Origin of the sequence: Pseudomonas sp. IT-P260 (assembly GCF_949768395.1) — a bacterium.
GTDB lineage: Bacteria > Pseudomonadota > Gammaproteobacteria > Pseudomonadales > Pseudomonadaceae > Aquipseudomonas > Aquipseudomonas parakoreensis.
Map to the genome: position 1 here is coordinate 110,833 of NZ_CATKPO010000002.1, position 24,062 is coordinate 134,894.

The 24,062-nt window shown below is 59.7% G+C and carries 23 protein-coding genes; 2 read left to right on the forward strand and 21 right to left on the reverse strand.

Translation table 11 applies throughout. From position 1 onward, the window contains the following. Positions 1–36: 36 nt before the first annotated feature. The 12 genes from ACM6HV_RS01590 to ACM6HV_RS01645 all read right to left on the reverse strand — a co-directional run bounded on the left by ACM6HV_RS01590 (position 37) and on the right by ACM6HV_RS01645 (position 13,429). On the reverse strand, positions 37–825 hold the full coding sequence (locus tag ACM6HV_RS01590; protein ID WP_003222933.1) for a ParA family protein: 789 nt from the start codon (positions 823–825) through the stop codon (positions 37–39). Positions 826–868: 43 nt separating this feature from the next. Next, a complete protein-coding gene (gene motD, locus ACM6HV_RS01595) occupies positions 869–1,759 on the reverse strand; it encodes a flagellar motor protein MotD (protein ID WP_003222931.1) in 891 nt (296 codons plus the stop codon). A gap of 15 nt (positions 1,760–1,774) precedes the next feature. Then, on the reverse strand, positions 1,775–2,515 hold the full coding sequence (locus tag ACM6HV_RS01600; protein WP_007967839.1) for a flagellar motor protein: 741 nt from the start codon (positions 2,513–2,515) through the stop codon (positions 1,775–1,777). Beyond that, on the reverse strand, positions 2,515–3,651 hold the full coding sequence (locus tag ACM6HV_RS01605; RefSeq protein ID WP_414903151.1) for a protein-glutamate methylesterase/protein-glutamine glutaminase: 1,137 nt from the start codon (positions 3,649–3,651) through the stop codon (positions 2,515–2,517). Before ACM6HV_RS01605 ends, ACM6HV_RS01600 begins: the two co-directional genes overlap by 1 nt. Before the next feature lie 49 nt (positions 3,652–3,700). Continuing rightward, positions 3,701–5,983, reverse strand: a complete 2,283-nt coding sequence (locus tag ACM6HV_RS01610) for a chemotaxis protein CheA (RefSeq protein ID WP_414903153.1) — start codon at positions 5,981–5,983, stop codon at positions 3,701–3,703. Between the two features lie 54 nt (positions 5,984–6,037). Beyond that, positions 6,038–6,826 (reverse strand): protein phosphatase CheZ, encoded by a 789-nt coding sequence (locus tag ACM6HV_RS01615; protein ID WP_027613919.1) that lies wholly within the window; start codon positions 6,824–6,826, stop codon positions 6,038–6,040. A gap of 18 nt (positions 6,827–6,844) precedes the next feature. After that, complete coding sequence (locus ACM6HV_RS01620; protein ID WP_003183998.1) at positions 6,845–7,216, reverse strand: chemotaxis response regulator CheY; 372 nt, start codon at positions 7,214–7,216, stop codon at positions 6,845–6,847. 167 nt (positions 7,217–7,383) lie between these two features. Then, positions 7,384–8,124, reverse strand: coding sequence for an RNA polymerase sigma factor FliA (fliA, locus tag ACM6HV_RS01625; RefSeq protein WP_007920004.1), 741 nt, complete (start codon positions 8,122–8,124; stop codon positions 7,384–7,386). Then, complete coding sequence (gene fleN / locus ACM6HV_RS01630; protein WP_003222917.1) at positions 8,121–8,951, reverse strand: flagellar synthesis regulator FleN; 831 nt, start codon at positions 8,949–8,951, stop codon at positions 8,121–8,123. The genes fliA and fleN overlap by 4 nt, the downstream gene beginning before the upstream one ends. Before the next feature lie 113 nt (positions 8,952–9,064). Next, positions 9,065–10,405 (reverse strand): flagellar biosynthesis protein FlhF, encoded by a 1,341-nt coding sequence (gene flhF, locus ACM6HV_RS01635; RefSeq protein ID WP_145593033.1) that lies wholly within the window; start codon positions 10,403–10,405, stop codon positions 9,065–9,067. A gap of 11 nt (positions 10,406–10,416) precedes the next feature. Further along, positions 10,417–12,546 carry a flagellar biosynthesis protein FlhA gene (gene flhA / locus ACM6HV_RS01640; RefSeq protein ID WP_041072957.1) on the reverse strand — a complete coding sequence of 710 codons (2,130 nt, stop codon included), beginning with the start codon at positions 12,544–12,546 and terminating at the stop codon, positions 10,417–10,419. Positions 12,547–12,766: 220 nt separating this feature from the next. Beyond that, the gene (locus ACM6HV_RS01645) at positions 12,767–13,429 is read right to left on the reverse strand and encodes a hypothetical protein (protein WP_145593035.1); all 663 of its coding nucleotides are present in this window, start codon (positions 13,427–13,429) and stop codon (positions 12,767–12,769) included. Positions 13,430–13,867: 438 nt separating this feature from the next. Here ACM6HV_RS01645 and ACM6HV_RS01650 point away from each other — a divergent pair, with 438 nt between their 5' ends. Continuing rightward, a complete protein-coding gene (locus ACM6HV_RS01650; RefSeq protein ID WP_414903157.1) occupies positions 13,868–16,498 on the forward strand; it encodes a hypothetical protein in 2,631 nt (876 codons plus the stop codon). Between the two features lie 655 nt (positions 16,499–17,153). Here the strand turns inward: ACM6HV_RS01650 and ACM6HV_RS01655 are convergent. After that, the gene (locus ACM6HV_RS01655; protein WP_414903159.1) at positions 17,154–17,480 is read right to left on the reverse strand and encodes a hypothetical protein; all 327 of its coding nucleotides are present in this window, start codon (positions 17,478–17,480) and stop codon (positions 17,154–17,156) included. 566 nt (positions 17,481–18,046) lie between these two features. Here ACM6HV_RS01655 and ACM6HV_RS01660 point away from each other — a divergent pair. After that, on the forward strand, positions 18,047–18,406 hold the full coding sequence (locus ACM6HV_RS01660; protein ID WP_414903161.1) for a DUF6124 family protein: 360 nt from the start codon (positions 18,047–18,049) through the stop codon (positions 18,404–18,406). Between the two features lie 179 nt (positions 18,407–18,585). Here ACM6HV_RS01660 and flhB read toward each other — a convergent pair whose 3' ends face one another. The 8 genes from flhB to fliL are packed head-to-tail and all read right to left on the reverse strand — an operon-like array spanning position 18,586 to position 23,991. Then, a complete protein-coding gene (flhB, locus tag ACM6HV_RS01665; RefSeq protein ID WP_222015790.1) occupies positions 18,586–19,725 on the reverse strand; it encodes a flagellar biosynthesis protein FlhB in 1,140 nt (379 codons plus the stop codon). 3 nt (positions 19,726–19,728) lie between these two features. Beyond that, entirely contained in the window at positions 19,729–20,514 is a 786-nt protein-coding gene (gene fliR / locus ACM6HV_RS01670; RefSeq protein WP_414903163.1) for a flagellar biosynthetic protein FliR, read from the reverse strand. Between the two features lie 3 nt (positions 20,515–20,517). Next, on the reverse strand, positions 20,518–20,787 hold the full coding sequence (gene fliQ / locus ACM6HV_RS01675) for a flagellar biosynthesis protein FliQ (protein ID WP_041072975.1): 270 nt from the start codon (positions 20,785–20,787) through the stop codon (positions 20,518–20,520). Then, positions 20,784–21,542: a flagellar type III secretion system pore protein FliP gene (gene fliP, locus ACM6HV_RS01680; RefSeq protein WP_414903166.1), complete on the reverse strand. Its 759-nt coding sequence runs from the start codon at positions 21,540–21,542 to the stop codon at positions 20,784–20,786. Before fliP ends, fliQ begins: the two co-directional genes overlap by 4 nt. Next, entirely contained in the window at positions 21,542–21,994 is a 453-nt protein-coding gene (fliO, locus tag ACM6HV_RS01685) for a flagellar biosynthetic protein FliO (RefSeq protein ID WP_414903167.1), read from the reverse strand. Before fliO ends, fliP begins: the two co-directional genes overlap by 1 nt. Further along, positions 21,995–22,453: a flagellar motor switch protein FliN gene (gene fliN, locus ACM6HV_RS01690; RefSeq protein ID WP_003222891.1), complete on the reverse strand. Its 459-nt coding sequence runs from the start codon at positions 22,451–22,453 to the stop codon at positions 21,995–21,997. 56 nt (positions 22,454–22,509) lie between these two features. After that, complete coding sequence (gene fliM / locus ACM6HV_RS01695) at positions 22,510–23,478, reverse strand: flagellar motor switch protein FliM (RefSeq protein WP_003222890.1); 969 nt, start codon at positions 23,476–23,478, stop codon at positions 22,510–22,512. Positions 23,479–23,487: 9 nt separating this feature from the next. Further along, complete coding sequence (gene fliL / locus ACM6HV_RS01700) at positions 23,488–23,991, reverse strand: flagellar basal body-associated protein FliL (protein ID WP_145593044.1); 504 nt, start codon at positions 23,989–23,991, stop codon at positions 23,488–23,490. Between the last annotated feature and the right edge of the window lie 71 nt (positions 23,992–24,062).

Genomic DNA, 24,062 nt, shown 5'->3' on the forward strand with positions numbered 1-24,062 from the left:
TACAAGTCAGGCATGCGTGATCGGAACACAGTCATCTCAGGCCACCTGCGGAACAAGTTGTTGCGCCAGCAGGTGCTTGAGCAGCGCGCGGTAAGCCAGCACGCCACGACTCTTGCCGTCGAACTGCGAAGGGGTGACCCCGGCCCGGCTGGCGTCGCGCAGACGGGTATCGACCGGGATGTAACCCTGCCAGATCTCTTCCGGGAATTTGTCACGCAGCACGCGCAAGGTACCCAGCGACGCCTGCGTTCGGCGGTCGAACAGGGTCGGCACGATGCTGAATGGCAACGCCTGTTTGCGCGAGCGGTTGATCATCGCCAGGGTGTTGACCATGCGCTCCAGACCTTTGACGGCCAGGTGCTCGGTCTGCACCGGGATCACCAGTTGCTGGCTCGCGGCCAGGGCGTTGACCATCAACACGCCGAGCAACGGCGGGCTGTCGATGATCGCGTAATCGAAGTCCTGCCACAGCTGCGCCAGACTCTTGGCGATCACCAGGCCCAGACCGCTTTGCCCCGGCGACTGGCGCTCAAGGGTGGCCAGCGCGGTACTGGACGGCAACAGGGAAATGCGTTCGTCGCTGGTCGACAACAGCAACTGCCCGGGCAAGCCTTGCGGCACGCTGCCCTTGTGCAGAAACAGGTCGTAGTTGCTGTGTTCCAGGCTGTCGGGGTCGTAGCCGAAATAGCTGGTCATTGAGCCGTGCGGGTCGAGATCGACCACAACCACGCGCTTGCCCGCCTCCGCCAGCAATCCGGCTAAAGCGATGGAAGATGTGGTTTTACCGACACCACCCTTTTGATTGGCGACTGCCCAGACTCTCATTCGGTTCGTTCCTCCCGGCCGAGATCCTCGACCGAGACATAGCTCAGCGTATTAATGCGGGCGACGGAGAATTGACGGCACTCTCGCGTCCCGGCGTCTTGACCGGGGTCGGTGCAGTTTGTGTGCCAGCACGCTTCAATGCTGCGTCCGGTTGCGCATTGGCGGTCCCGGTACCGGTCAGACTGCGGCGCACATCGAGATTGCGCGACACCACCAGCACCACACGACGGTTTTTCGCCCGACCTTCGGCGGTGGCGTTGTTGGCCACCGGCTGAAACTCACCGTAACCCACCGACGCCAGACGTCCGGGGTTGACGCCCTGCATCGCCAGCATCCGCACGATACTCGCCGAACGCGCCGAGGACAGTTCCCAGTTGGTCGGGTACTGCGCGGTGCGGATCGGCTGATCGTCGGTGAAGCCTTCGACGTGAATCGGGTTGTCGAACGGTTTGAGGATCGCCGCGACCTTGTCGATGATGTTGAAGGCGATGTCACTCGGCATCGCGTCGCCACTGCCGAACAACAGGCTGGAATTGAGTTCGATCTCGACCCACAACTCGTTGCCGCGCACGGTCATCTGGTTGGAAGCGATCAAGTCGCCGAACGCGGCACTGATGTCATCGGCAATGCTTTTCAGCGGATCGCTGGCCCCGGCGATACCGGCATCGACCTGCTCGCTGTCCTTGACCAGCGGCTTGGCCGGGGTGACGGTTTTCGGTCGTTCCTCACCGATCGGGATCGGCTTGAGCGAGCGATCGGAGTCAGTGAAAACCCCGATCAGCGCTTCGGAAATGACTTTGTACTTGCCTTCGTTGATTGACGAGATCGAGTACATCACCACAAAGAACGCGAACAGCAGCGTAATGAAATCCGCGTAGGACACGAGCCAGCGCTCGTGATTAACGTGTTCTTCCTGATGCCTGCGGCGAGCCATAGTCCATTACCCCCATCAATCCATGAAGCCCTGAAGCTTCAGCTCGATAGAGCGAGGGTTTTCACCTTCGGCGATCGACAAAATACCTTCCAACAACATTTCGCGATAACGCGACTGCCGCAACGCGATTGACTTGAGCTTGGCCGCCACCGGCAGCAACACCAGGTTGGCACTGGCCACGCCGTAGATGGTCGCGACGAATGCCACGGCAATGCCGCTGCCCAATTGCGTCGGATCAGCGAGGTTGCCCATCACATGGATAAGCCCCATCACCGCACCGATGATGCCGATGGTCGGCGCGTAGCCACCCATGCTTTCGAAGACTTTGGCCGCTTCGATGTCGCGGGCTTCCTGGGTGTAGAAGTCCACTTCGAGGATGCTGCGGATCGCCTCCGGCTCGGCGCCGTCAACCAGCAGTTGCAAGCCCTTGCGCGAGTAGTTGTCGGGTTCGGCATCGGCGACGCCTTCCAGGCCGAGCAGGCCTTCCTTGCGCGCGGTGAGGCTCCAGTTGACCACGCGGTCGATGCCGCCAGCCAGATCCACCCGTGGCGGAAACAGGATCCAGGCGAGGATCTGCATGGCGCGCTTGAAGGCGCTCATCGGCGATTGCAACAGCGCGGCACCGATGGTGCCGCCGAGAACGATCAGCGCCGCCGGGCCGTTGGCCAGCGCGCCGAGGTGGCCGCCTTCAAGGAAGTTGCCGCCGATGATGGCGACGAACGCCAGGATAATCCCGATAAGGCTTAAAACATCCATCAGATACACGCCTCGACGATGTGCTTGCCGATGTCGTCCAGGCCGTAGACCGCGTCAGCCAGATCGGCTTTGACGATGGCCATCGGCATGCCGTAGATCACGCAGCTTGCTTCGTCCTGGGCCCATACCGAGCTGCCGCCCTGCTTGAGCAGACGCGCGCCTTCACGGCCGTCGGCGCCCATGCCGGTGAGGACCACCGCCAGAACTTTGTCGCCGTAGGACTTGGCCGCCGAACCGAAGGTGATGTCCACGCACGGCTTGTAATTCAGACGCTCGTCGCCCGGCAGGATTTTCACCGCGCCACGGCCGTCGATCATCATCTGCTTGCCACCCGGGGCCAGCAGCGCCAGGCCTGGACGCAGGATGTCGCCATCCTCGGCTTCCTTGACGCTGATGCGGCACAGCTTGTCCAGACGCTCGGCAAAGGCCTTGGTGAACGCCGCCGGCATGTGCTGGATCAGCACGATCGGCGCCGGGAAGTTTGCCGGCAATTGGGTCAGCACCCGTTGCAGGGCAACCGGACCACCGGTCGAGGTACCGATGGCAACCAGTTTGTAGGCTTTGCGTTTCGGTGCCGGCGACGACGCGCTGGCGGCTGACGCGCGAGCAGGTGCTGGAGCCGGCGCCGGACGCGTCGGAGCAGCAGTGCTGTGGCTGCTGAAACTCGAAGCCGCCGGGGCTGGCGCAGGCGTCGGTGCAGCAGCCGGAGCCGGCGCACTGTAGGCACTGAAACGACGGTTACTGCGCGAGATGCTGTGGACCTTCTCGCACAGCAGTTGCTTGACCTTCTCCGGGTTACGGGAAATGTCTTCGAAATTCTTCGGCAGGAAATCCACCGCACCGGCGTCCAGCGCATCCAGGGTGACCCGGGCGCCTTCGTGGGTCAGCGAGGAGAACATCAACACCGGGGTCGGGCAGCGCTGCATGATGTGCCGCACCGCCGTGATGCCATCCATCATCGGCATCTCGTAGTCCATGGTGATCACGTCCGGCTTGAGGGCCAGGGCCTGATCGATCGCCTCTTTACCGTTGGTGGCCGTGCCGACCACCTGGATGCTCGGATCCGCTGAAAGAATTTCCGAGACGCGGCGGCGGAAAAAACCCGAATCGTCCACCACCAGGACTTTGACTGCCATAAACACTCCATTAGGTGCAGCGGGACGTTGTCGCCCCGCCGCCCCGGATTCAAATACGCTTCGTCGCGTAACGCTTGAGCATGCTTGGAACATCGAGGATCAGCGCGATGCGGCCGTCACCGGTGATGGTGGCGCCGGACATGCCCGGAGTGCCCTGCAGCATTTTGCCCAATGGCTTGATGACCACTTCTTCCTGGCCGACCAGTTGATCGACGACGAAGCCGATCCGCTGGGTGCCCACCGACAGGATCACCACATGGCCTTCACGCTGCTCTTCGTGAGCGGCGGAGCTGACCAGCCAGCGCTTGAGGTAGAACAATGGCAGCGCCTTGTCCCGCACGATCACCACTTCCTGGCCATCCACCACGTTGGTGGTCGACAGGTCGAGGTGGAAAATTTCGTTGACGTTGACCAGCGGGAACGCAAACGCCTGATTGCCGAGCATGACCATCAGGGTCGGCATGATCGCAAGCGTCAGCGGCACCTTGATGACGATCTTCGAGCCCTGGCCCTTGGTCGAGTAGATGTTGATCGAGCCGTTGAGCTGGGAAATCTTGGTCTTCACCACGTCCATGCCGACACCGCGGCCGGACACGTCGGAGATCTCGGTCTTGGTCGAGAAACCCGGGGCGAAAATCAGGTTGTAGCACTCGGTATCGCTCAGGCGATCGGCCGCGTCCTTGTCCATCACACCGCGCTTTACCGCGATCGAACGCAGGACGTTCGGATCCATGCCCTTGCCGTCGTCGGAGATCGACAACAGGATGTGGTCGCCTTCCTGCTCGGCCGCCAGTACCACGCGACCGCCACGAGCCTTGCCCGAAGCTTCGCGTTCTTCCGGCGACTCGATGCCGTGGTCGACCGCGTTGCGCACCAAGTGGACCAGCGGGTCGGCCAGGGCCTCGACAAGGTTTTTGTCGAGGTCGGTTTCTTCACCCACCAGTTCCAGGTTGATCTCTTTCTTGAGCTGACGCGCCAGGTCACGAACCAGACGCGGGAAGCGCCCGAAGACCTTCTTGATCGGCTGCATCCGGGTCTTCATCACTGCGGTCTGCAAGTCCGCCGTGACCACGTCGAGGTTCGACACGGCCTTGGACATGGCTTCGTCGCCGCTGTTGAGACCCAGGCGCACCAGGCGGTTACGCACCAGCACCAGTTCGCCGACCATGTTCATGATTTCGTCGAGACGCGCAGTGTCGACACGCACGGTGGTCTCGGCTTCGCTCGCCGGTTTTTCCGGCGGCGGTGCAGCGGGAGCACGGGCCGGCGCCGGTGCAGCAGCGGCAGCCGGTTTTGGCGTTTCGGCTTTCGGTTCAGGCTTGGGAGCTGCCTTAGGCACAGCGGCCGGAGCGGCAGCAGCCTTGGCGGCAGGCGCAGCCACGGTCGACGCGGTGCCCGCAGCAGCGGCGCCAACGTCGGTGAACTTGCCTTTGCCGTGCAATTCGTCGAGCAGCGATTCGAATTCGTGATCGCTGATCAGATCACTGCCGGCAGCCGCGGCCGCCGGTGCGGCAGGCGCAGCCGGTGCCGAAGCAATAGCCGATTCCAGTGCTTCGACGGCGAAGTTGCCCTTGCCGTGCAATTGATCGAGCAGTGCTTCGAATTCGTCGTCGGTGATGTCCGAGCTGTCACCCGCCGCCGGTGCCGCTGGAGCAGCCGCGGTCGGTGCGACGGCGTCTGGCGCGAACTGGCCTTTGCCGTGCAACTGATCGAGCAACGACTCGAATTCGGCGTCGGTGATTTCATCGCTGGCGGCCGCATCGGCAGCCGGCGCAGGCGCAGCGGCGGCCGGGGCTTCGGCTTCAGCCTTGACGGCGTTCAGCGAATCCAGCAGCTGTTCAAATTCGTTATCGGTGATGTCGCCCGAATCGCTTGAATCGCCTTCGACGACCAGCTCTTCGATCATCTCGGCCACCGGCGAAGCCGGAGCTTCGTCCGCCGATTGCGGCTCGGCCAGACGCGCCAGCGCGGCCAGCAGTTCCGGAGTGGCGGCCGTGATCGGTGCACGTTCACGGACTTCGCTGAACATGCTGTTCACCGCGTCCAGTGCTTCAAGCACCACGTCCATCAGTTCTGCATCAACGCGACGCTCACCCTTGCGCAGGATGTCGAACACGTTTTCGGCGATGTGACAGCACTCCACCAGCTCGTTGAGCTGAAGGAAGCCGGCGCCCCCTTTTACAGTGTGGAAACCGCGAAAAATTGCGTTGAGCAGATCTGCGTCATCCGGGCGGCTTTCCAGCTCGACCAGTTGCTCGGACAGTTGCTCAAGAATCTCGCCGGCCTCAACCAGGAAATCCTGAAGGATCTCTTCATCGGCGCCGAAGCTCATTAATGGGGTGCTCCTACAGGTCTAAAAACCCAAAAAACCTAAAATTCCAAAACTCTAGAATCCGAGGCTGGATAACAAATCGTCCACATCGTCCTGACCGGACACAACGTCTTCTCGTTTATCGGCATGAATCTGCGGACCTTCACCCTGCGAGAGATGTTTTTGTGGATCTTTTTCTGCAAGCATCGCGGCACGGTCGTGTTCGATGCCCGCAAAGCGGTCAACCTGACTGGCCATGAGGACGAGTTTGAGCAAATTGCTTTCGACTTCGGTGACCAGTTGGGTCACACGCTTGATCACCTGACCGGTGAGGTCCTGGTAATCCTGAGCCAGCAGGATGTCGTTCAGGTTGCTCGACACCGCACGGTTGTCCGTGCTGCTGCGTGACAGAAAACCGTCGACCCGGCGCGCCAGTTCGCGGAACTCCTCAGCCCCGACTTCACGACGCATGAAGCGGCCCCAATCGGTGCTCAGGGCCTGGGCTTCTTCAGCCAGGCCATTGACCACCGGGGTCGCGCTTTCGACCAGATCCATGGTGCGGTTGGCCGCGGCTTCGGTCAGCTTGACCACATAGCCCAGGCGTTCGGTGGCGTCGGTGATTTGCGACACTTCCTCGGCCTGCGGCATGTGCGGATCGATCTGGAAGTTGACGATCGCACTGTGCAGTTCGCGTGTGAGCTTGCCCACTTCCTGATACAGGCCACGGTCACGGGTCTGATTGAGCTCATGGATCAGTTGCACAGCGTCGCCGAACCTGCCTTTTTCAAGGCTCTCGACCAGTTCGACCGCGTGTTTTTTCAGGGTCGATTCGAAATCGCCCTGTGAAGATTCGTTATGCTCCATAGCTCCCCCGCGCGTTCATCAGCCGATGCGTTCGAAAATCTTCTCGATTTTTTCTTTCAGCGCCTGAGCCGTGAAAGGTTTGACCACGTAGCCGTTCACGCCGGCCTGGGCCGCTTCGATGATCTGCTCGCGCTTGGCTTCGGCAGTCACCATCAGCACGGGCAGGTGCTTGAGTTTTTCATCGGCACGCACGTGGCGCAGCAGGTCGATACCGGTCATGCCCGGCATGTTCCAGTCCGTTACCAGAAAGTCGATGCTTCCGCTGTTGAGCACCGGAATGGCAGTGGTGCCATCGTCGGCCTCGACGGTGTTGGTGAACCCCAGATCACGCAGCAGGTTCTTGATGATCCGCCGCATCGTTGAGAAGTCATCAACGATGAGGATTTTCATGTTCTTGTCCAATTCGACCTCCAAGCAGTCTTAAACGCGCCCAGCACCTGGACGCGCCATTTCAATCAATCCGGCAAAGCACTCGATGACTGTCTGGAGCACAACAGAGCAAGACCGGTGCCGTTCATCACCGCACCAGCCTCGTTCGCAGTGTCCCCACACTGCCTTCAGCGCGCTCGCCACTCCCCCAAACGCCCCCGCAAACGGGCCGCGCACTGGCTGTGTAACTGGCTGACCCGCGATTCACTGACGCCAAGGACTTCACCGATTTCCTTGAGGTTCAGTTCTTCGTCGTAGTACAGCGCCAACACCAGTCGCTCACGCTCCGGCAAATTGGCAATCGCGTCCGCCAGCGCAGCCTGGAAGCGTTCATCTTCCAGATCGCGTGACGGCTCAAGATGAGCACTGGCGCCATCCTCGTGCAGCCCTTCGTGTTCGCCGTCCTGCAGCAGGTCGTCGAAACTGAACAGCCGGCTGCCCAGCGTGTCATTCAAAATCCCGTAGTAATCATCGAGACTCAATTGGAGTTCGGCCGCAACCTCGTGATCTTTAGCATCACGGCCGGTTTTAGCTTCAATTGAGCGAATTGCGTCGCTGACCATACGGGTGTTGCGGTGAACCGAGCGTGGTGCCCAATCCCCTTTGCGCACTTCATCGAGCATCGCGCCGCGGATCCGGATGCCCGCGTACGTTTCGAAACTGGCGCCTTTGCTGGCGTCGTATTTGGTCGAGACTTCGAGCAGGCCGATCATCCCGGCCTGAATCAGGTCTTCGACCTGCACACTCGCCGGCAAGCGCGCCAGCAGGTGATAGGCAATGCGCTTGACCAGTGGCGCGTAACGCTCGATCAACTCGTACTGCGCGTCACGTGCCGATTTCTTGTAGTAGTTCATACCGCTGGCGGTCATAACACAGGCCCTGCCGTTTGCTGCACGAGGCGCTCGACGAAAAACTCAAGATGCCCACGCGGGTTGGCAGGCAGCGGCCAGGTATCGACCTTCTGCGCGATCGCCTTGAACGCCAGCGCGCACTTGGAACGCGGAAAGGCTTCATAGACCGCTCGCTGCTTCTGCACTGCCTTGCGCACGCTTTCGTCGTACGGCACCGCGCCGACGTATTGTAAGGCGACGTCGAGAAAGCGATCCGTGACCTTGGTCAACTTGGCGAACAGGTTGCGCCCTTCCTGCGGGCTCTGCGCCATGTTGGCGAGGACGCGGAAGCGGTTCATGCCGTAGTCGCGGTTGAGCAGTTTGATCAGCGCGTAGGCGTCGGTGATCGAGGTCGGCTCGTCGCAGACCACCAGCAACACTTCCTGCGCCGCGCGCACGAAACTGACTACCGAGTCACCAATGCCCGCAGCGGTGTCGATCACCAGTACATCGAGATTGTCGCCGATGTCGCTGAAGGCCTGAATCAGACCGGCATGTTGCGCCGGGCTCAGGTGCACCATGCTCTGGGTGCCGGAAGCGGCCGGCACGATGCGGATCCCGCCGGGGCCCTGCAACAGCACGTCGCGCAGCTCGCAGCGGCCTTCGATCACATCGGCCAGCGTGCGTTTGGGGGTCAGTCCCAGCAGAACGTCGACGTTCGCCAGCCCCAGGTCAGCGTCCAGCAGCATGACCCGACGGCCAAGCTCTGCCAGCGCCAGAGACAAGTTCACTGACACGTTAGTCTTGCCGACGCCACCTTTGCCGCCGGTCACCGCGATCACCTGTACGGGATGCATGCTGCCCATGTTATTTCTTTACCTTGTCTTGCATAGACGGAGGCCACATTACTGGCTGCGCGTTCACAACCGGAACAATGCATGGCAGACCATCGATGTAGGTACAAAAACTGTTCATTACCTCAGCCAACCTGCTTGGTCGGGCTGTGGTAGATATCAGCGAACATGTCAGCCATGGCTTCTTCGCTGGGTTCTTCCTGCATTTGCACGCTGACGGCGCGGCTGACCAGCTGATGACGGCGCGGCAGATGCAGATCATCCGGAATCCGTGGGCCATCGGTCAGGTACGCGACCGGCAGTTCATGACTGATCGCCAGGCTCAACACTTCGCCAAGGCTGGCCGTCTCATCCAGTTTAGTCAGGATGCAGCCGGCAAGCCCGCAACGCTTGTAACTGTGATAAGCGGCGGTTAGAACCTGTTTCTGGCTGGTGGTTGCCAGCACCAGATAATTTTTTGAACGAATGCCACGCCCGGCCAGACTTTCCAGCTGCATGCGCAGCGCCGGATCGCTGGCCTGCAGGCCGGCGGTATCGATCAGCACCACGCGTTTGCGCAGCAGCGGGTCCAGCGCCTGAACCAGCGATTGGCCCGGATCGACGTGGGTCACCGGCACGTTGAGAATCCGCCCCAGGGTCTTGAGTTGTTCCTGCGCACCGATGCGGAAGCTGTCCATGCTGACCAGCGCCACATTCTGCGCGCCGTACTTGAGCACGTAGCGCGCAGCCAGTTTGGCCAGGGTGGTGGTCTTGCCCATGCCGGCCGGGCCGACCATGGCAATGACCCCGCCCTCTTCCAGCGGCTCGACTTCCGGTACGGCAATCATCCGCGCCAGGTGCGCGAGCAGCATGCGCCAGGCCTGACGTGGTTCTTCGATGTCGGTGATCATCGCCAGCAGGTCGCGCGACAACGGCCCGGACAGGCCGATGCGCTGCAGGCGGCGATACAGATTGGCTTGCGCCGGACGGCTGCCTTGCAGCTGGTTCCAGGCCAGGGTGCCGAGCTGCACTTCCATCAGCTCACGCAGACTGTTCAATTCGAAACGCATAGAATCCAGCGCACGCGGATCGACACCAGCGGACGTCTGTGCCGGAGCCGGAGCCGGACGCGCCGGGGCGGCGTAGGTCGGTTCGCTCAACGGCTCGGCAGCGGTCAGTGGCAGGCCGGCCGTCAACGGCAGCCCGGCAAAGATCTGGCGATTGCTATTGCCATCGGCTTCGCCACGCAGGCTCAGTTCGGCCTGAGCGGTGACGATGCGCGACTGGGTCTTGCGCAGTTCGTCCTCAAGTTCCATGTTCGGAACCCGCGGCGCCAGCGCCGACAATTTGTAATCCAGCGCCGCCGTCAGCTCGACGCCGCCGGCAATGCGGCGGTTGCCAATGATGGCGGCATCAGCGCCCAGCTCATCACGAACCAGCTTCATGGCCTGACGCATATCGGCGGCGAAAAAACGCTTAACTTGCATAAACCACTACCTCAGCCGTTGGGCCCTACTGTCGCAACGATGGTCACTTGCTTGTTGTCCGGAATTTCCTGGTAGGCCAGCACGTGCAGCCCCGGGACGGCGAGGCGACCGAAACGCGAGAGCATCGCGCGGATCGGGCCTGCTACCAACAGGATCACCGGTTGACCTTGCATTTCCTGGCGCTGCGCCGCTTCGATGAGCGAACGCTGCAGCTTCTCGGCCATGCTTGGCTCCAGCAGAACGCCCTCTTCCGAGCCTTGTCCTGCCTTCTGCAGACTATTGAGCAATATTTGTTCCAACCTTGGTTCCAAGGTGATCACAGGCAGCTCGGAGTCAGTGCCTACAATGCTTTGGACGATGGCGCGGGATACGCCGACGCGTACGGCGGCCACCAAAGCGGCGGTATCTTGACTCTTGGCGGCATTGTTGGCGATGGCTTCGGCAATGCTGCGGATGTCGCGTACCGGCACATGTTCGGCCAGCAATGCCTGCAGCACCTTGAGCAATTGCGACAGCGACACCACGCCCGGCACCAGCTCTTCAGCCAGTTTCGGCGAGCTTTTGGCCAGCAATTGCATGAGTTGCTGCACTTCTTCGTGGCCGATCAGCTCACTGGAGTGTTTGTACAGAATCTGGTTCAAGTGCGTCGCCACCACGGTACTGGCGTCGACCACGGTGTACCCGAGCGATTGCGCCTGCGCGCGCTGGCTGACTTCGATCCACACCGCCTCCAGGCCGAAAGCCGGATCTTTGGCGGTAATGCCGTTAAGTGTGCCGTAGACCTGCCCCGGGTTGATCGCCAGTTCGCGATCCGGGTAGATCTCGGCTTCGGCCAGGATCACGCCCATCAGTGTCAGGCGGTAGGCACTCGGCGCCAGATCGAGGTTGTCGCGAATGTGCACGGTCGGCATCAGGAAGCCCAGGTCCTGCGAGAGCTTCTTGCGCACGCCCTTGATCCGCGCCAGCAACTGCCCGCCCTGATTGCGATCGACCAGCGGGATCAGGCGATAGCCGACTTCCAGGCCGATCATGTCGATCGGCGTCACGTCATCCCAGCCCAGCTCCTTGGTCTCCATGGCGCGGGCCGGCGACGGCAGCAGTTCCTGCTGACGCTGAACTTCCTGCAGCGCCTGCACCTTGGCGACGTTCTGCTTTTTCCAGAACAAGTAGGCGCCACCGGCGGCCAGCGCGGCCATGCTCAGAAACGAGAAATGCGGCATGCCCGGAACAAGGCCCATGACCGCCATCAGACCAGCCGCCACTGCCAGTGCTTTGGGCGAAGCGAACATCTGCCGGTTGATTTGCTTGCCCATGTCTTCCGAACCGGAAGCACGGGTCACCATGATCGCTGCCGCTGTCGATAACAACAGTGATGGCAATTGCGCCACCAAACCGTCACCGATGGTCAGCAAGGCGTACACCTTGCCGGCGTCGGCGAAGTTCATGTTGTGCTGGAAGATACCGACCGCCATGCCGCCGATGAGGTTGATGAACAGGATCAGCAAGCCGGCGATGGCGTCACCCCGCACGAACTTGCTGGCACCGTCCATCGAACCGTAGAACTCGGCCTCTTGCGCGACTTCCTGACGGCGCGCCTTGGCCTGGTTCTGGTCGATCAGACCGGCGTTGAGGTCGGCGTCGATCGCCATTTGTTTGCCGGGCATTGCGTCGAGGGTGAAACGCGCGCTCACCTCGGAAATCCGCCCGGCACCCTTGGTCACCACGACGAAGTTGATGATCATCAGGATCGCGAACACTACGATACCGACCACGTAGTTACCGCCGATCACCACTTCACCGAAGGCCTGGATCACCTTGCCGGCGGCGGCGTGGCCGTCCTGACCGTGGAGCATCACCACCCGCGTCGAGGCCACGTTCAACGCCAGCCGCAGCAGCGTCGCCACCAGCAGAATCGTCGGGAACACCGCGAAATCCAGCGGCCGCAACGCGTACACGCAGACCAGCAGGACGACAATCGACAAGGCGATGTTGAAGGTGAAGAACACGTCCAGCAGGAACGGCGGCACCGGCAGCATCATCATGGCCAGCATGACCAGCAGCAACAACGGCACGCCCAGATTGCCTCGACTGAGGTCGGCAACATTCGAGCGAGCAGTGTTGAATAACTGAGAGCGATCCACCGGTTTTCCCCGTTCCTTTAAAGCAAACTTTTGACGCCCGAAGCGGGCGCACGGCGGCTACTGCAAGAAGCCTTCCAACTTTTGCCGGGGATTGAAATTGAGGTTTGTTTCGGGGAATTGTCTTGCCTGAAGCCAGGCACCATGGAGCCGACCGCAAAACAGGCGCAGGACGGCTATCACCCTTAGCGCAGGTGAACAAAAATCAGAAAAACCCGCGCACTCACGGATATCCGGCAGTCAAAATTTGCTCTGGATTAATCGCACCAAGACGCAAATCGCGGCCCACCAGGTAGCGCGTACCCTTACGGATCGGACTCCCTCCCACGTCGACAAACGCCTCCTCAGAATAGCCTAATGTCACGATTTCCTCAGGCTGATGAAAAGGATCTTCGGGGTACGCCTTCAACACAATCAGTGCCCAGACAAAGTAAATGTCCGGCACATCCTGCGGCTCGATCTCCCCCTCGACCTCCCATCGAAAGTCCTGCCCACCCGTGACCTGTAACTGATCACCAACCATGTGAAATTGTGGTTTGTGATAACGCATCTGCAGGGCAGTGCCATTGCTCCCCCATGTATCGGAGTAGTTATTGGGCGAAGAGAAAACCCTGACCAACTCTTCAACGGTGCCAATGTTGCCAGCGGCACTATTGAATCGGTTGTAGAGACTATGGTGGGCTACCCCGTCCAACCTTGGCTTGATCGCATTGATATACGAATCGAGATAGCCCGGCACATACGCATTGCTCATGTGCACGAAATGCGTGAAGTCCAACATCGCCTTAAAAGTGAACGTGCAAGCGATATGATCAGACTCTTTCGCCACCGCCCCGGAAACGAACTCGAACCTCATTCCTTCAAGCTTTCTGTAGTTCTCTGGCATGATCTTCTCCTTGGCGAATGTTAAGACAGGTCAGAAGGCGACTTGCCCGGGAAACCTGCCAAGGAACATGGGATAGCTGAATGCCCTTTGTGTCCACTGTCAGAACTAACAGGTAGAGGTCTTTTTCAGACAGGCGGAAGGTCGCGGTCTTTTGATTTATCAGGAATCGCGTCGCAATGAACACAGATTGGGGGTATCACACAGTTCCCCTGTGGGAGCGAGCTTGCTCGCGAAGGCGGCCTTACAGCCGACACATGTCTCCAGGCATAAAAAAATCGCCACCTCATTTAACCCGGCTGCGGTTTGTCGCCTCTTTCCTTCAGCCCACATGACCACTTGTCGGAAACCCGCCAGCACCTGTCAGATCTGACAGGTGCCCAATTCCTCCAACGCGCGCTCAGTAACTCCGTCACCCAGCCCCCGACCGGAGTTCGCCAGATGTCCAGCCAGCAACCCCCTCAAGCCCTCAGACCTCTGTATTTTCCGGCACTGGTCAACCTCAGCCCTGCCGAACACTATGACGCAGGCATTCCCATCAGAGCCGTGGAAGGCGATCTGCAAGGCATCATTTCCGCCTGGCTGACCATGTCCGTTGGCGATCATGCCGAAGTGTTCTGGGGTAATGACAGTGCAGCGGTCTGGAGCAAATCCATCGAGAACGATGCCGAGCTCAACCAGGATGTAGCTTTCACCATTGCCAAGGACCACGTGCTTGAGGGGGATGCCACGCCAGTCTTCTACCGGATCACGCGCAAGAACCAGACCCCGGAGGACTCGACCCCCGTCATGACCTTGCTGGTCAAACTCACGCGCCCTGGCGAGTACGATGACATTCCGGGCGATGACGGCCACTCTGATCTCAAGTTCTCACTCTCCCATGACGAGGTCGATGAGACGCTGCCGCCCAGCGGGGTGACGATGCACATCGTGCCCTACCGCAACCTCACCCGATACGACCGCATTCTCGCCCGTTGGGGCAGCCAGCAACTGGTGCATGTCGTTACGCCCCAGCAGGCGCAGGACCCGATCGGCCACCCGATCGCGGTCGTTTTCAGCCGCGCCGTTATCGAGGCGGCCGGAGACGGAGCGCGCGTGGCGGTGGCTTATCAGGTCATTGATCGCTGCGGCAATTACCCGGACGAGCGGGCGCCGTGGTCGGCGACACATCACCTGTTGGTGGACCTCGGCGGCAATCGGCTGGACGAACCGCAGGTGCTGGTCAACGGCATTCCAACCGTCAGCATCGAACTCGATCAGCTCGGGGATGACGATGTGAACGCCCGCGTGTATATCACCAAAGATGATTTTGAAGTGGGCGACAAGGTGCTCCTGACCTGGATCGGTACCCCGGCGCAAGGGTCGCAGATCATCGTCGGGCCGCTGGAGAAAGGGGTGATGTACGTGCCCTTCCAGCTCGATTTCACCATCCCCAACGCGGCCGTCAAAGCCATCGCCAAAGGCGCCGCCTCGGTCGGCTATGTGCGCCGTCGCAACGGTGAAAGCGACCGCCCTTCGAAAAATCTCAGTGTCACGGTGATTGGCGACATCAGTCAGTTGGTCGCCCCTACCGTCGACGAAGCACCGGGCGGGACGTTGCCACCGGAGACCACTTGGGCAACCGTGAACATCCCTTGGTATCCCGGTCGCAACAGCAGTGACCTGATCAACCTGATCTGGTGGGCCCGGACGCCCGGCAACGACACCGTTTATTACGAAGATCCCCGCCCGGTCGGCAACGTAGCGGACAATCAGCCCGTCCTGCGCAGTGTGAGCAATGCCGAAATCCAGCGCTTCAACGGCCTGAACGTCAAGGTCTATTACATCGTCACCAACAGCGAAACGGGGCTATTGAGCGTCCGCGAGTCGCTGCCGTTCATGATGCAGGTCGGCGTGGCCTTGCCGACGTTCAACCGACCGGAAGTCGAGGGCGCAGATGCCAACGACATGCTCGACCCGGACAACGTGCCACCCACCGGTGCCACGCTGGTGGTGCCGTACCTCGGCACCCAGGACAAGGATCGCGTGAACTACCGCTGGCGCGGCTCCGCCAGCGGCGGCAGCATCAGTGATCATGTCGACCTGATCCCCGCCACCGCCGGCCGGCCGGTACGCATCACCGTGGATAAAAAATACGTGACCGCCAACCTGAACGGCACGGTGGTCGCGGATTACAGCATTCAGCGCGGCGGCGTGCCGCTAGGGCAATCCCGGGAATTGACATTGCGCATCGGCACGGCGCTGACGGAGCTGCCGCCACCGTTTCTTGTAGCACCGGCCATCGATCCGATTGATGTGCTGGCCTACCCGGACGGCATAAAGGTGCGCATTGAATTCCCCGAAGCACTGAGCGGCGACAAGGCACGCCTGGTGGAGGTCAATCCACCAGCAGGCTCGCCCCAATTTCCATTGGTGGAATTCAACAGCGACAAGCAGGTGAACACGGTGTTGAGCCCGGCGTTTCTTGCGGCGCGACATGGACAGGATATTAAGTTTCGCTGGAATTTGAATCGCAACGGTGAACTGACAGGGTCATCGGAGGCAGTGAGGTTCGGTGTGATGGAGATGGCGGACGAAGATGCTCGGTTGCCGACAACGGATGTTGCAAATAATAAGGACGGCACTCTGGACGTAAGAAAATTATCGACTGCCGATTTATTGAAATCGACTCGGTGGGTACATCAGGCGATAGAACACACGGTGTGGGGAATCTATGAAGGCGTGAATGAACAAGGCGAAAACGTCAGGTGCATCGAGCCTGATGGCGTAAAGATTGAATCACTTGGCGATTTCGCATGGCCGATCCCTGCAACCTTTCTCAAAAGTCTGCAAGACGGTAGCAAACTACACGTCAAACTCCTGATCAACGCCAAAGGAACTTCAGAAGTTTCGGAAGCAGTGAGTACACCACTACGTTTGTATACAGTTCAAAATCAACCTCTTCAACTATCGGAAAACTTCAACTCATTTCCAGAATTTTTAGACAAAAATGAAGGCGAATTCATAACCCCCCACATTAAAATCACCCTCCAAAAAAAGATTCCATATATTTTATTTGGGGAATCGAAGTAGCTACTGGCGAGGGCCTCTATCCAGGACAAGTTGATGGAAAGTTTTTTGGTTTAAATAGTGCACAGGCCGAATTCAATTTTGGAAGGTCGTGTTCTCGTGTGAGCTTTTGGTACACACATGTCGACTATGACAATCACAGAGTTGAAGCTCGTGATGAAAATGGATCTTTACTAGAAACAAAATTCTTGCGAATCAATAGAGGAATAAGGGCAGATCAACTCGTATTCATCCGCGACAACATATACAGCGTTACCATCATTTCCGCCGCTCCAGACGGCATATTTTTTGACAACTTCGAAATGACGGTTTAGCGAGCACTCTCTAAGCGCCCCGCAGAGACAGGCCTGCTTTATGTTCTGTTCACGCTCCCGGGTGGACATGCTGCCCGGGATGTTTTTGCATTCTATTTAAAGGCGTAAACCCTGAATTCGCGCTATTTCTGAAAGATCGAAGTCTCAGGTTTTGGCTCTGCTACGCAGCCCAGCGGGAGCAAGCTCCCTCACCACAATGACGGCGACAGGCGCCGAGATATCAGTGGGTCAGACATAAAAAAACCGCCGCCTCGTCAAACCGGGGCGGCGTTTTTTATCGGTAGGTTCAGGAATCGCGGCGCAGATCCGATGAAATCGGAAAGATTTTTAAAACACCAGACTACTTAGTAACTGATACTTTTCACTTCCATTGACCCCTCGCTCACAAGTTCAAACTCAACGCTCGCACCCGGTGCGATGTTAATAATGCCTCTATGCGCCTCAGGAACGATGAGCTCGTATTTCTTTTTCTCATTTTCAGTTTTAATTTCATAGACCGAACTACGTAGTTCGGCATACTCATCCTCAAACTCGAACCTGGCAACCAACCGGGAAGGAGTGAAATTTTCGGGAAGAGAGTCGACTGGACTGCCCGCCTTATTGGTTTCTTCGTCCGCCACAATGGTGATCTTACCCGTAGTTTGGTCATAGCTGTCGAATTTGCCTTTCATTGTCTTTCTCCCTGTTGTCACAGAAGTGTGCGCACCGACTGTGCAGCACCACCCAGCAAGCAAACCGCAAATGCACTTAATCCACACCTGTAAAACCTGACAGGTACGACCTGCTTCCAGACGAAAGGTGATTATTGGGATGGCGCCGTTAACCCGGCGCAGTCAACAAATTGTCCCTGAGATCCTGTCAGCGACAAACCAGACCCTCAGCCTGACAGTTGCTCGCTCAGCCGCCCTTCAAACTTCGGTGTTTAAAAGACACCTCCAGACACGCCTTGCGGGCTACACCTCCTTGCGCCATTGCCTACAGCTAAGCCAGAATCCGCCGGCTTGTGCGCCTTGGGGGGCGGGTTCTATTGTGGATCGGTCGCTGAATGTTCAGTGACCGGGTTTAGCAGCTCGCCAATTTTCAAGGCACGCAGGTTCCGCCATGACGTTATGGTGGCTTTGCGTGGGGCACTTCGGTGCGCCGGGATCCTTGAGCCTGGTCTGCTAACCCGCGTAAAGCCGCCACCTCTTCGTTTAGCAGCGATGGCTGACGGCTCCATTTCTCAAGGAGCTTCACCATGATCAAACCTACACCCAACCCGCCCGAAACCGACCCCACCTCCCCCTACGAATCCCTCGATTCGAAAAAGCTCCACGATGCCGCCGACCGCGCGCTCGACCACTACCTCTGTGCGCCCGGAGCCACCCCACCGCCGCGCAGAACCCGCAGGATGTACGCCGTGACCGCCGACTTCAAAAACGAAGAACTGCTGGCCGATGCCTGCGAAACACTCGCCTCAGCCAGAACCATCGCCCATGACTTCGCTCACCTCATACCGGCGTCGCAGCGCAGAACGCTGCTGGGCATCGCGCAATTGATCATGCTCGGCGAACTGGCGGTGAATCGGGCGCTGGATAATCTGCAATTGCCGCAGTAACACGCTTCTCTGCCCTCCCCTGTAGGAGCTGCCGAAGGCTGCGATCTTTTGATCTTGTTTTTAAGATCAAGATCAAAAGATCGCAGCCTTCGGCAGCTCCTACAGGGGGGGGGATTTGTGTTCAGGCATAAAAAAACCGCCACCCCGTTAAATCGGGGTGGCGGTTTTTTTTGGCAGGATCAGGAATCGCGGCGCAAATCCGGCGGGATCGGCAAATCGTCCTTGAGTGGATCGGGGCGTTTGCCCTTGCCGGCGCGGTATTGGCGGATCTGGTAGACGTAGGCCAGCACCTGGGCAACGGCCAGATAGAGGCCGCCGGGGATTTCCTGTTCCAGTTCGGTGGAGTAGTAGATCGAGCGCGCCAGCCCCGGCGACTCGAGGAGCATGACGTTGTTGGCGACGGCGATTTCGCGGATCTTCAGCGCGAGGAAATCGCTGCCCTTGGCCAGCAACACCGGCGCGCCGCCCTTCTCCGAATCGTACTTGAGCGCCACGGCGTAGTGGGTCGGGTTGGTGATGACCACGTCGGCGTCGGGAATCGCCGCCATCATCCGCCGCTGCGACATCTCGCGCTGGGTCTGGCGGATGCGCTGTTTGACCTCTGGCCGGCCTTCCTGATCCTTGTGTTCGTCGCGCACTTCCTGCTTGGTCATCAGCAGTTTCTTGTGGCTTTCCCAGAGCTGCACCGGCACGTCGACCGCCGCGATGATGATCAGCCCGCAGGCCAGCCACAGCGAACTCCAGCCCACCAGCGTCACGCTGTGAATGATTGCCTGCTCAAGCGGTTCATGGGCGATCCGCAGGAAGTCATCGATGTCGGCCGACAACACCATCAGTGCCACAAACAGCGTGATGATGAACTTGGCCAGCGCCTTGACCAGTTCGATCACGGCCTTCATCGAGAACATGCGTTTAAGGCCCGCACCCGGATTCATCCGGCTGAATTTCGGCGCCATGGAGCCAGCGGCGAACAGCCAGCCGCCGAGGGAGATCGGCCCGATCAATGCGGCCAGCAACAGCGTGATCATGACCGGCTGGATCGCGACCAGGGCGATCTTGCCCGAAACCAGCAGGAAGGTGCCCATGGATTTCTCGTCCATGATCACTTCCCGCGAAAGGTTGAAATTGAGGCGCATCAGGTCCATCAATTCCTGCGCCAGCATGCCGCCAAAGATCAGCAGACCACCGGCGCCGGCGAGCATCACCGCGAGGGTGTTGAGCTCTTTGGAGCGGGCAATCTCACCCTTCTCACGGGAGTCCTTTTTGCGTTTCTCCGTGGGGTCTTCTGTTTTGTCCTGACCGCTTTCGCTCTCAGCCATGCCTCAGCGCGCCTGTGCCAGTTCGCGTAGCAACTGCAGGGCCTCGGAGGCCAGCGGTTGATACTGATTGAGGATGTCCGCCAGACCGACCCAGACAATGAACAGACCGAGCACCAGGGTCAGCGGAAAACCGATGGAGAAAATGTTCAGTTGCGGCGCGGCGCGGGTCATCACGCCGAACGCAATGTTGACCACCAGCAGCGCCGTGACCGCCGGCAATACCAGCAACAACGCCGCCCCGAGCACCCAGCCGAGTTTGCCGGCCAACTCCCAGTACTGCGCCGTCATCAAGCCGCCGCCGACCGGCAGCGTGGTGAAGCTCTCGGTGAGCACTTCGAAGACCACCAGATGGCCGTTCATCGACAGGAACAACAACGTCACCAGCATGGTGAAGAACTGGCCGATGACCGCCACCGAGACGCCGTTGGCCGGGTCAACCATCGAGGCGAAGCCCATACCCATCTGGATCGCGACAATCTGCCCGGCCACGGCAAACGCCTGGAAAAACAGTTGCAGGGAAAACCCCAGCACCGCGCCGACCAGAATCTGCTCGCCAATCAGCAACCAGCCACTGAGCGCCAGCGGATTGACCGCCGGCATCGGCGGCAGCCCCGAGGCAATGCACACGGTAATGGCCACGGCGAAATACAACCGCACGCGGCGTGACACCAGGGTGGTGCCGAACACCGGCATGACCATCAGCATCGAGGCGACACGAAACAGTGGCAACATGAACGACGCCACCCAAGTACTGATCTGGGTGTCGGTCAGCTGAAGCAACGATTGCATGGCTCAGCCGATGACCATCGGGATGTTTTTGTAGAGCTGGATGATGTACTCCATGAACGTCTGCACGATCCATGGACCGCCCACAATCAGCGTCACCAGCATCACCAACAGACGCGGCAGGAAACTCAGGGTCTGTTCGTTGATCTGCGTCGCGGCCTGGAACATCGCCACCAACAAGCCGACCAACAGACTCGGCACCACCAGAATCGCGACCATCAAGGTGGTCAGCCACAGCGCTTCACGAAAGATATCGACCGCCACTTCCGGCGTCATGGCGAAACACCTCCGAAGCTACTGGCCAGAGTGCCGATGATCAGCGCCCAGCCATCCACCAGTACAAACAGCATGATCTTGAACGGCAGGGAAATGATCAGCGGCGAGAGCATCATCATACCCATCGCCATCAGCACACTGGCCACCACCAGGTCGATGATCAGGAACGGGATGAAGATCATGAAACCGATCTGGAATGCGGTCTTCAGCTCAGAGGTGACGAACGCCGGTACCAGAATGGTCAGCGGCGCCTGATCCGGGGTGGCGATGTCGGTGCGCTTGGACAGACGCATGAACAGCTCCAGATCGCTGGTGCGGGTCTGGGCGAGCATGAAGTCCTTGATCGGTACCTGGGCCTTTTCCACCGCTTGCTGCGCGGTGAGTTTTTCCGCCAAGTACGGCTGCAGCGCATCGTTGTTCACGCGGTCGAACACCGGGGCCATGATGAACATGGTGAGGAACAGGGCCATGCCGGTAAGGATCTGGTTCGACGGCGTCTGCTGCAGACCGAGGGCCTGACGCAAGATCGAGAAGACGATGATGATCCGGGTAAAACTGGTCATCAGAATCACGGCCGCCGGAATGAAGCTCAGCGCCGTCATGATCAGCAGGATCTGCAGGCTGACCGAGTATTCCTGCGCGCCGTCGGCGTTGGTGCCCAGCGTGATCGCCGGGATCGACAACGGATCGGCGGCGAATGCCAGTGGCGCGGCCAGCATCAGGGCCAGCGTCAAGACGATGCGGATCGCAGCCATTACTTCTTATCCTTTTGATCCTTGCCGAGAATCTTCAGCAGATGCTGGGCAAATTCCGGGGTCGCTTTTTCGCTGCTGCTCGGCACTGGCACCGGCTCTTTGAGCACGTGCAGCGCGGTGATGGTGCCAGGGCTGAGGCCCAACAGAATCTGCTCGTTGCCGACCTGCACCAGCATCAATCGGTCACGCGGACCGAGCGCGCGGGAGCCGATCAGTTCGATCACCTGGCCCTTGCCCGCCGGCCCGGCCTGCTGCACCCGGCGCAGCAGCCAGGCGAGGAAGAAGATCAACCCCAGCACCAGCAACAGACCGAACACCAGTTGCGTCAGTTGCCCGGCCACGCCGCTGTTAACCATCGGCGCGGTGGCAGCGGGCACGGTGGTCGCCGTCGACGGCTCGGCGGCCAGCACGCTCAATGGCAGTGCCAGCAAAGCCCAGAGAAACCGTTTCACTCAGCGCAGCTTCTTGATGCGTTCGCTTGGGCTGATCACGTCAGTCAGGCGGATGCCGAACTTCTCGTTGACCACCACCACTTCGCCGTGCGCGATCAGGGTGCCGTTGACCAGCACGTCCAGCGGCTCGCCGGCCAGACGATCGAGCTCGATCACCGACCCCTGGTTCAGTTGCAGCAGGTTGCGGATGTTGATGTCGGTGCTGCCCACCTCCATCGAGATCGACACCGGGATGTCGAGGATCACGTCGAGGTTCGGGCCATCCAGCGTCACCGGATCGTTGTTCTTCGGCACGCTGCCGAACTCTTCCATCGGCAGACGGTTGGAGCTTGCCGCGCCAGCGTCGGCCGCCAGCAGCGCATCGATGTCAGCCTGGCTGCCATCACCGGTCTCTTCCAGGGCCGCAGCCCATTCGTCGGCCAGTGCCTGATCGTCCTGGGCGTTCATTTCGTCGTTCATCATTTGTCCTCGGCGGGCAACAATTCAGTTAAATGCGTGGGGGTGAGAGCGGCGCTTCAGCGCCGCTCGATCGGCTCGATCACCTGCAACGCGAGGTTGCCTTTGTGCGAGCCCATCTTGACCTTGAAGGCCGGTACGCCGTTGGCGCGCATGATCATGTCTTCCGGCATTTCGACCGGGATCACATCCCCCGGCTGCATGTGCAGGATGTCGCGCAGCTTCAACTGACGGCGGGCCACGGTGGCGCCGATCGGCACGTCGACATCGAGCACGTCCTGACGCAGGGCGTTGACCCAACGCTCGTCCTGATCGTCGAGGTCCGACTGGAAACCGGCGTCGAGCATTTCGCGTACCGGCTCGATCATCGAGTACGGCATGGTCACGTGCAGGTCACCGCCACCGCCGTCGAGTTCGATGTGGAAAGTGGAGACCACAATCGCTTCGCTCGGGCCGACGATGTTGGCCATGGCCGGGTTCACTTCCGAGTTGATGTACTCGAAATTGACTTCCATGATCGCCTGCCAGGCCTCCTTCAGATCGACGAAGGCCTGCTCCAGCACCATGCGCACCACACGCAGTTCGGTCGGGGTGAATTCACGCCCTTCGATCTTGGCGTGACGGCCATCGCCGCCGAAGAAGTTGTCCACCAGCTTGAACACCAGTTTGGCGTCGAGGATGAACAGTGCGGTACCACGCAACGGTTTGATCTTGACCAGGTTGAGGCTGGTCGGCACGTACAGCGAGTGCACGTATTCGCCGAACTTCATCACCTGTACGCCACCGACGGCAACGTCCGCCGAGCGGCGCAGCATGTTGAACATGCTGATGCGGGTGTAACGGGCAAAACGCTCGTTGATCATTTCCAGGGTCGGCATGCGTCCACGGACGATGCGATCCTGGCTGGTCAGGTCGTAGCTTTTGACACTGCCGGGTTCGGCAGCGTTATCGGTCTGTACCAGACCATCGTCGACGCCATGCAACAGCGCGTCGATTTCATCCTGGGACAGCAGATCCTGCACGGCCATGTCGTGTTCCTACTGCAGTACGAAATTAGTGAAAAGCAACTGTTCGATCACCACTTTGCCCAGCTCTTTCTGCGCCACTTCCTGGACGCTGGCTGTGGCCTTCTGGCGCAGCATCTCCTGGCCGACCGGGGTCGCCAGTGTGGCGAAATCCTGACCGGAGAAGAGCATCACCAGGTTGTTGCGGATCACCGGCATATGCACTTTGAGCGCCTCCAGATCGGCCTGGTTACGCGCCAGCATGGTGATGCTCACCTGCATGTAGCGCTGACGGCCGTTCTGGTTGTAGTTGGCGACAAACGCCGGCGCCATCGGCTCGAAAATCGCCGGCTGCTTGCCGACCGGCACGGTCTCGGCCGCGGCGGCAGGCTTGCTCTGAGCGCTGTGCATGAAGTACCAGGTCGCGCCCACGGACACACCGATCGCCAGCAGCAGAGCCACCACGATCAGGATGATCATCTTGAGTTTGCCTTTGGTCGCGGGGTCTTTTACAGCTGCTGCTTCGCTCTTCGCCATGCCAATAATCCGTCACTAATCGGGTTTTCACAGTCGCACGGCAAGGCAAGAGCAAGTGTTATGCCAGAAGT

Coding starts and splice junctions, on each gene's coding strand:
- flhF (WP_145593033.1), bottom strand. CDS start 10,405: ATGCAAGTTAAGCGTTTTTTCGCCGCCGATATGCGTCAGGCCATGAAG.
- ACM6HV_RS01650 (WP_414903157.1), top strand. CDS start 13,868: ATGTCCAGCCAGCAACCCCCTCAAGCCCTCAGACCTCTGTATTTTCCG.
- fliN (WP_003222891.1), bottom strand. CDS start 22,453: ATGAACGACGAAATGAACGCCCAGGACGATCAGGCACTGGCCGACGAA.
- fliQ (WP_041072975.1), bottom strand. CDS start 20,787: ATGACGCCGGAAGTGGCGGTCGATATCTTTCGTGAAGCGCTGTGGCTG.
- ACM6HV_RS01605 (WP_414903151.1), bottom strand. CDS start 3,651: ATGGCAGTCAAAGTCCTGGTGGTGGACGATTCGGGTTTTTTCCGCCGC.
- ACM6HV_RS01600 (WP_007967839.1), bottom strand. CDS start 2,515: ATGGATGTTTTAAGCCTTATCGGGATTATCCTGGCGTTCGTCGCCATC.
- ACM6HV_RS01615 (WP_027613919.1), bottom strand. CDS start 6,826: ATGGAGCATAACGAATCTTCACAGGGCGATTTCGAATCGACCCTGAAA.
- ACM6HV_RS01660 (WP_414903161.1), top strand. CDS start 18,047: ATGATCAAACCTACACCCAACCCGCCCGAAACCGACCCCACCTCCCCC.
- ACM6HV_RS01645 (WP_145593035.1), bottom strand. CDS start 13,429: ATGCCAGAGAACTACAGAAAGCTTGAAGGAATGAGGTTCGAGTTCGTT.
- ACM6HV_RS01620 (WP_003183998.1), bottom strand. CDS start 7,216: ATGAAAATCCTCATCGTTGATGACTTCTCAACGATGCGGCGGATCATC.
- fleN (WP_003222917.1), bottom strand. CDS start 8,951: ATGGGCAGCATGCATCCCGTACAGGTGATCGCGGTGACCGGCGGCAAA.
- flhB (WP_222015790.1), bottom strand. CDS start 19,725: ATGGCTGAGAGCGAAAGCGGTCAGGACAAAACAGAAGACCCCACGGAG.
- fliL (WP_145593044.1), bottom strand. CDS start 23,991: ATGGCGAAGAGCGAAGCAGCAGCTGTAAAAGACCCCGCGACCAAAGGC.
- fliP (WP_414903166.1), bottom strand. CDS start 21,542: ATGGCTGCGATCCGCATCGTCTTGACGCTGGCCCTGATGCTGGCCGCG.
- ACM6HV_RS01655 (WP_414903159.1), bottom strand. CDS start 17,480: ATGAAAGGCAAATTCGACAGCTATGACCAAACTACGGGTAAGATCACC.
- fliR (WP_414903163.1), bottom strand. CDS start 20,514: ATGCAATCGTTGCTTCAGCTGACCGACACCCAGATCAGTACTTGGGTG.
- fliM (WP_003222890.1), bottom strand. CDS start 23,478: ATGGCCGTGCAGGATCTGCTGTCCCAGGATGAAATCGACGCGCTGTTG.
- motD (WP_003222931.1), bottom strand. CDS start 1,759: ATGGCTCGCCGCAGGCATCAGGAAGAACACGTTAATCACGAGCGCTGG.
- ACM6HV_RS01610 (WP_414903153.1), bottom strand. CDS start 5,983: ATGAGCTTCGGCGCCGATGAAGAGATCCTTCAGGATTTCCTGGTTGAG.
- ACM6HV_RS01590 (WP_003222933.1), bottom strand. CDS start 825: ATGAGAGTCTGGGCAGTCGCCAATCAAAAGGGTGGTGTCGGTAAAACC.
- fliA (WP_007920004.1), bottom strand. CDS start 8,124: ATGACCGCCAGCGGTATGAACTACTACAAGAAATCGGCACGTGACGCG.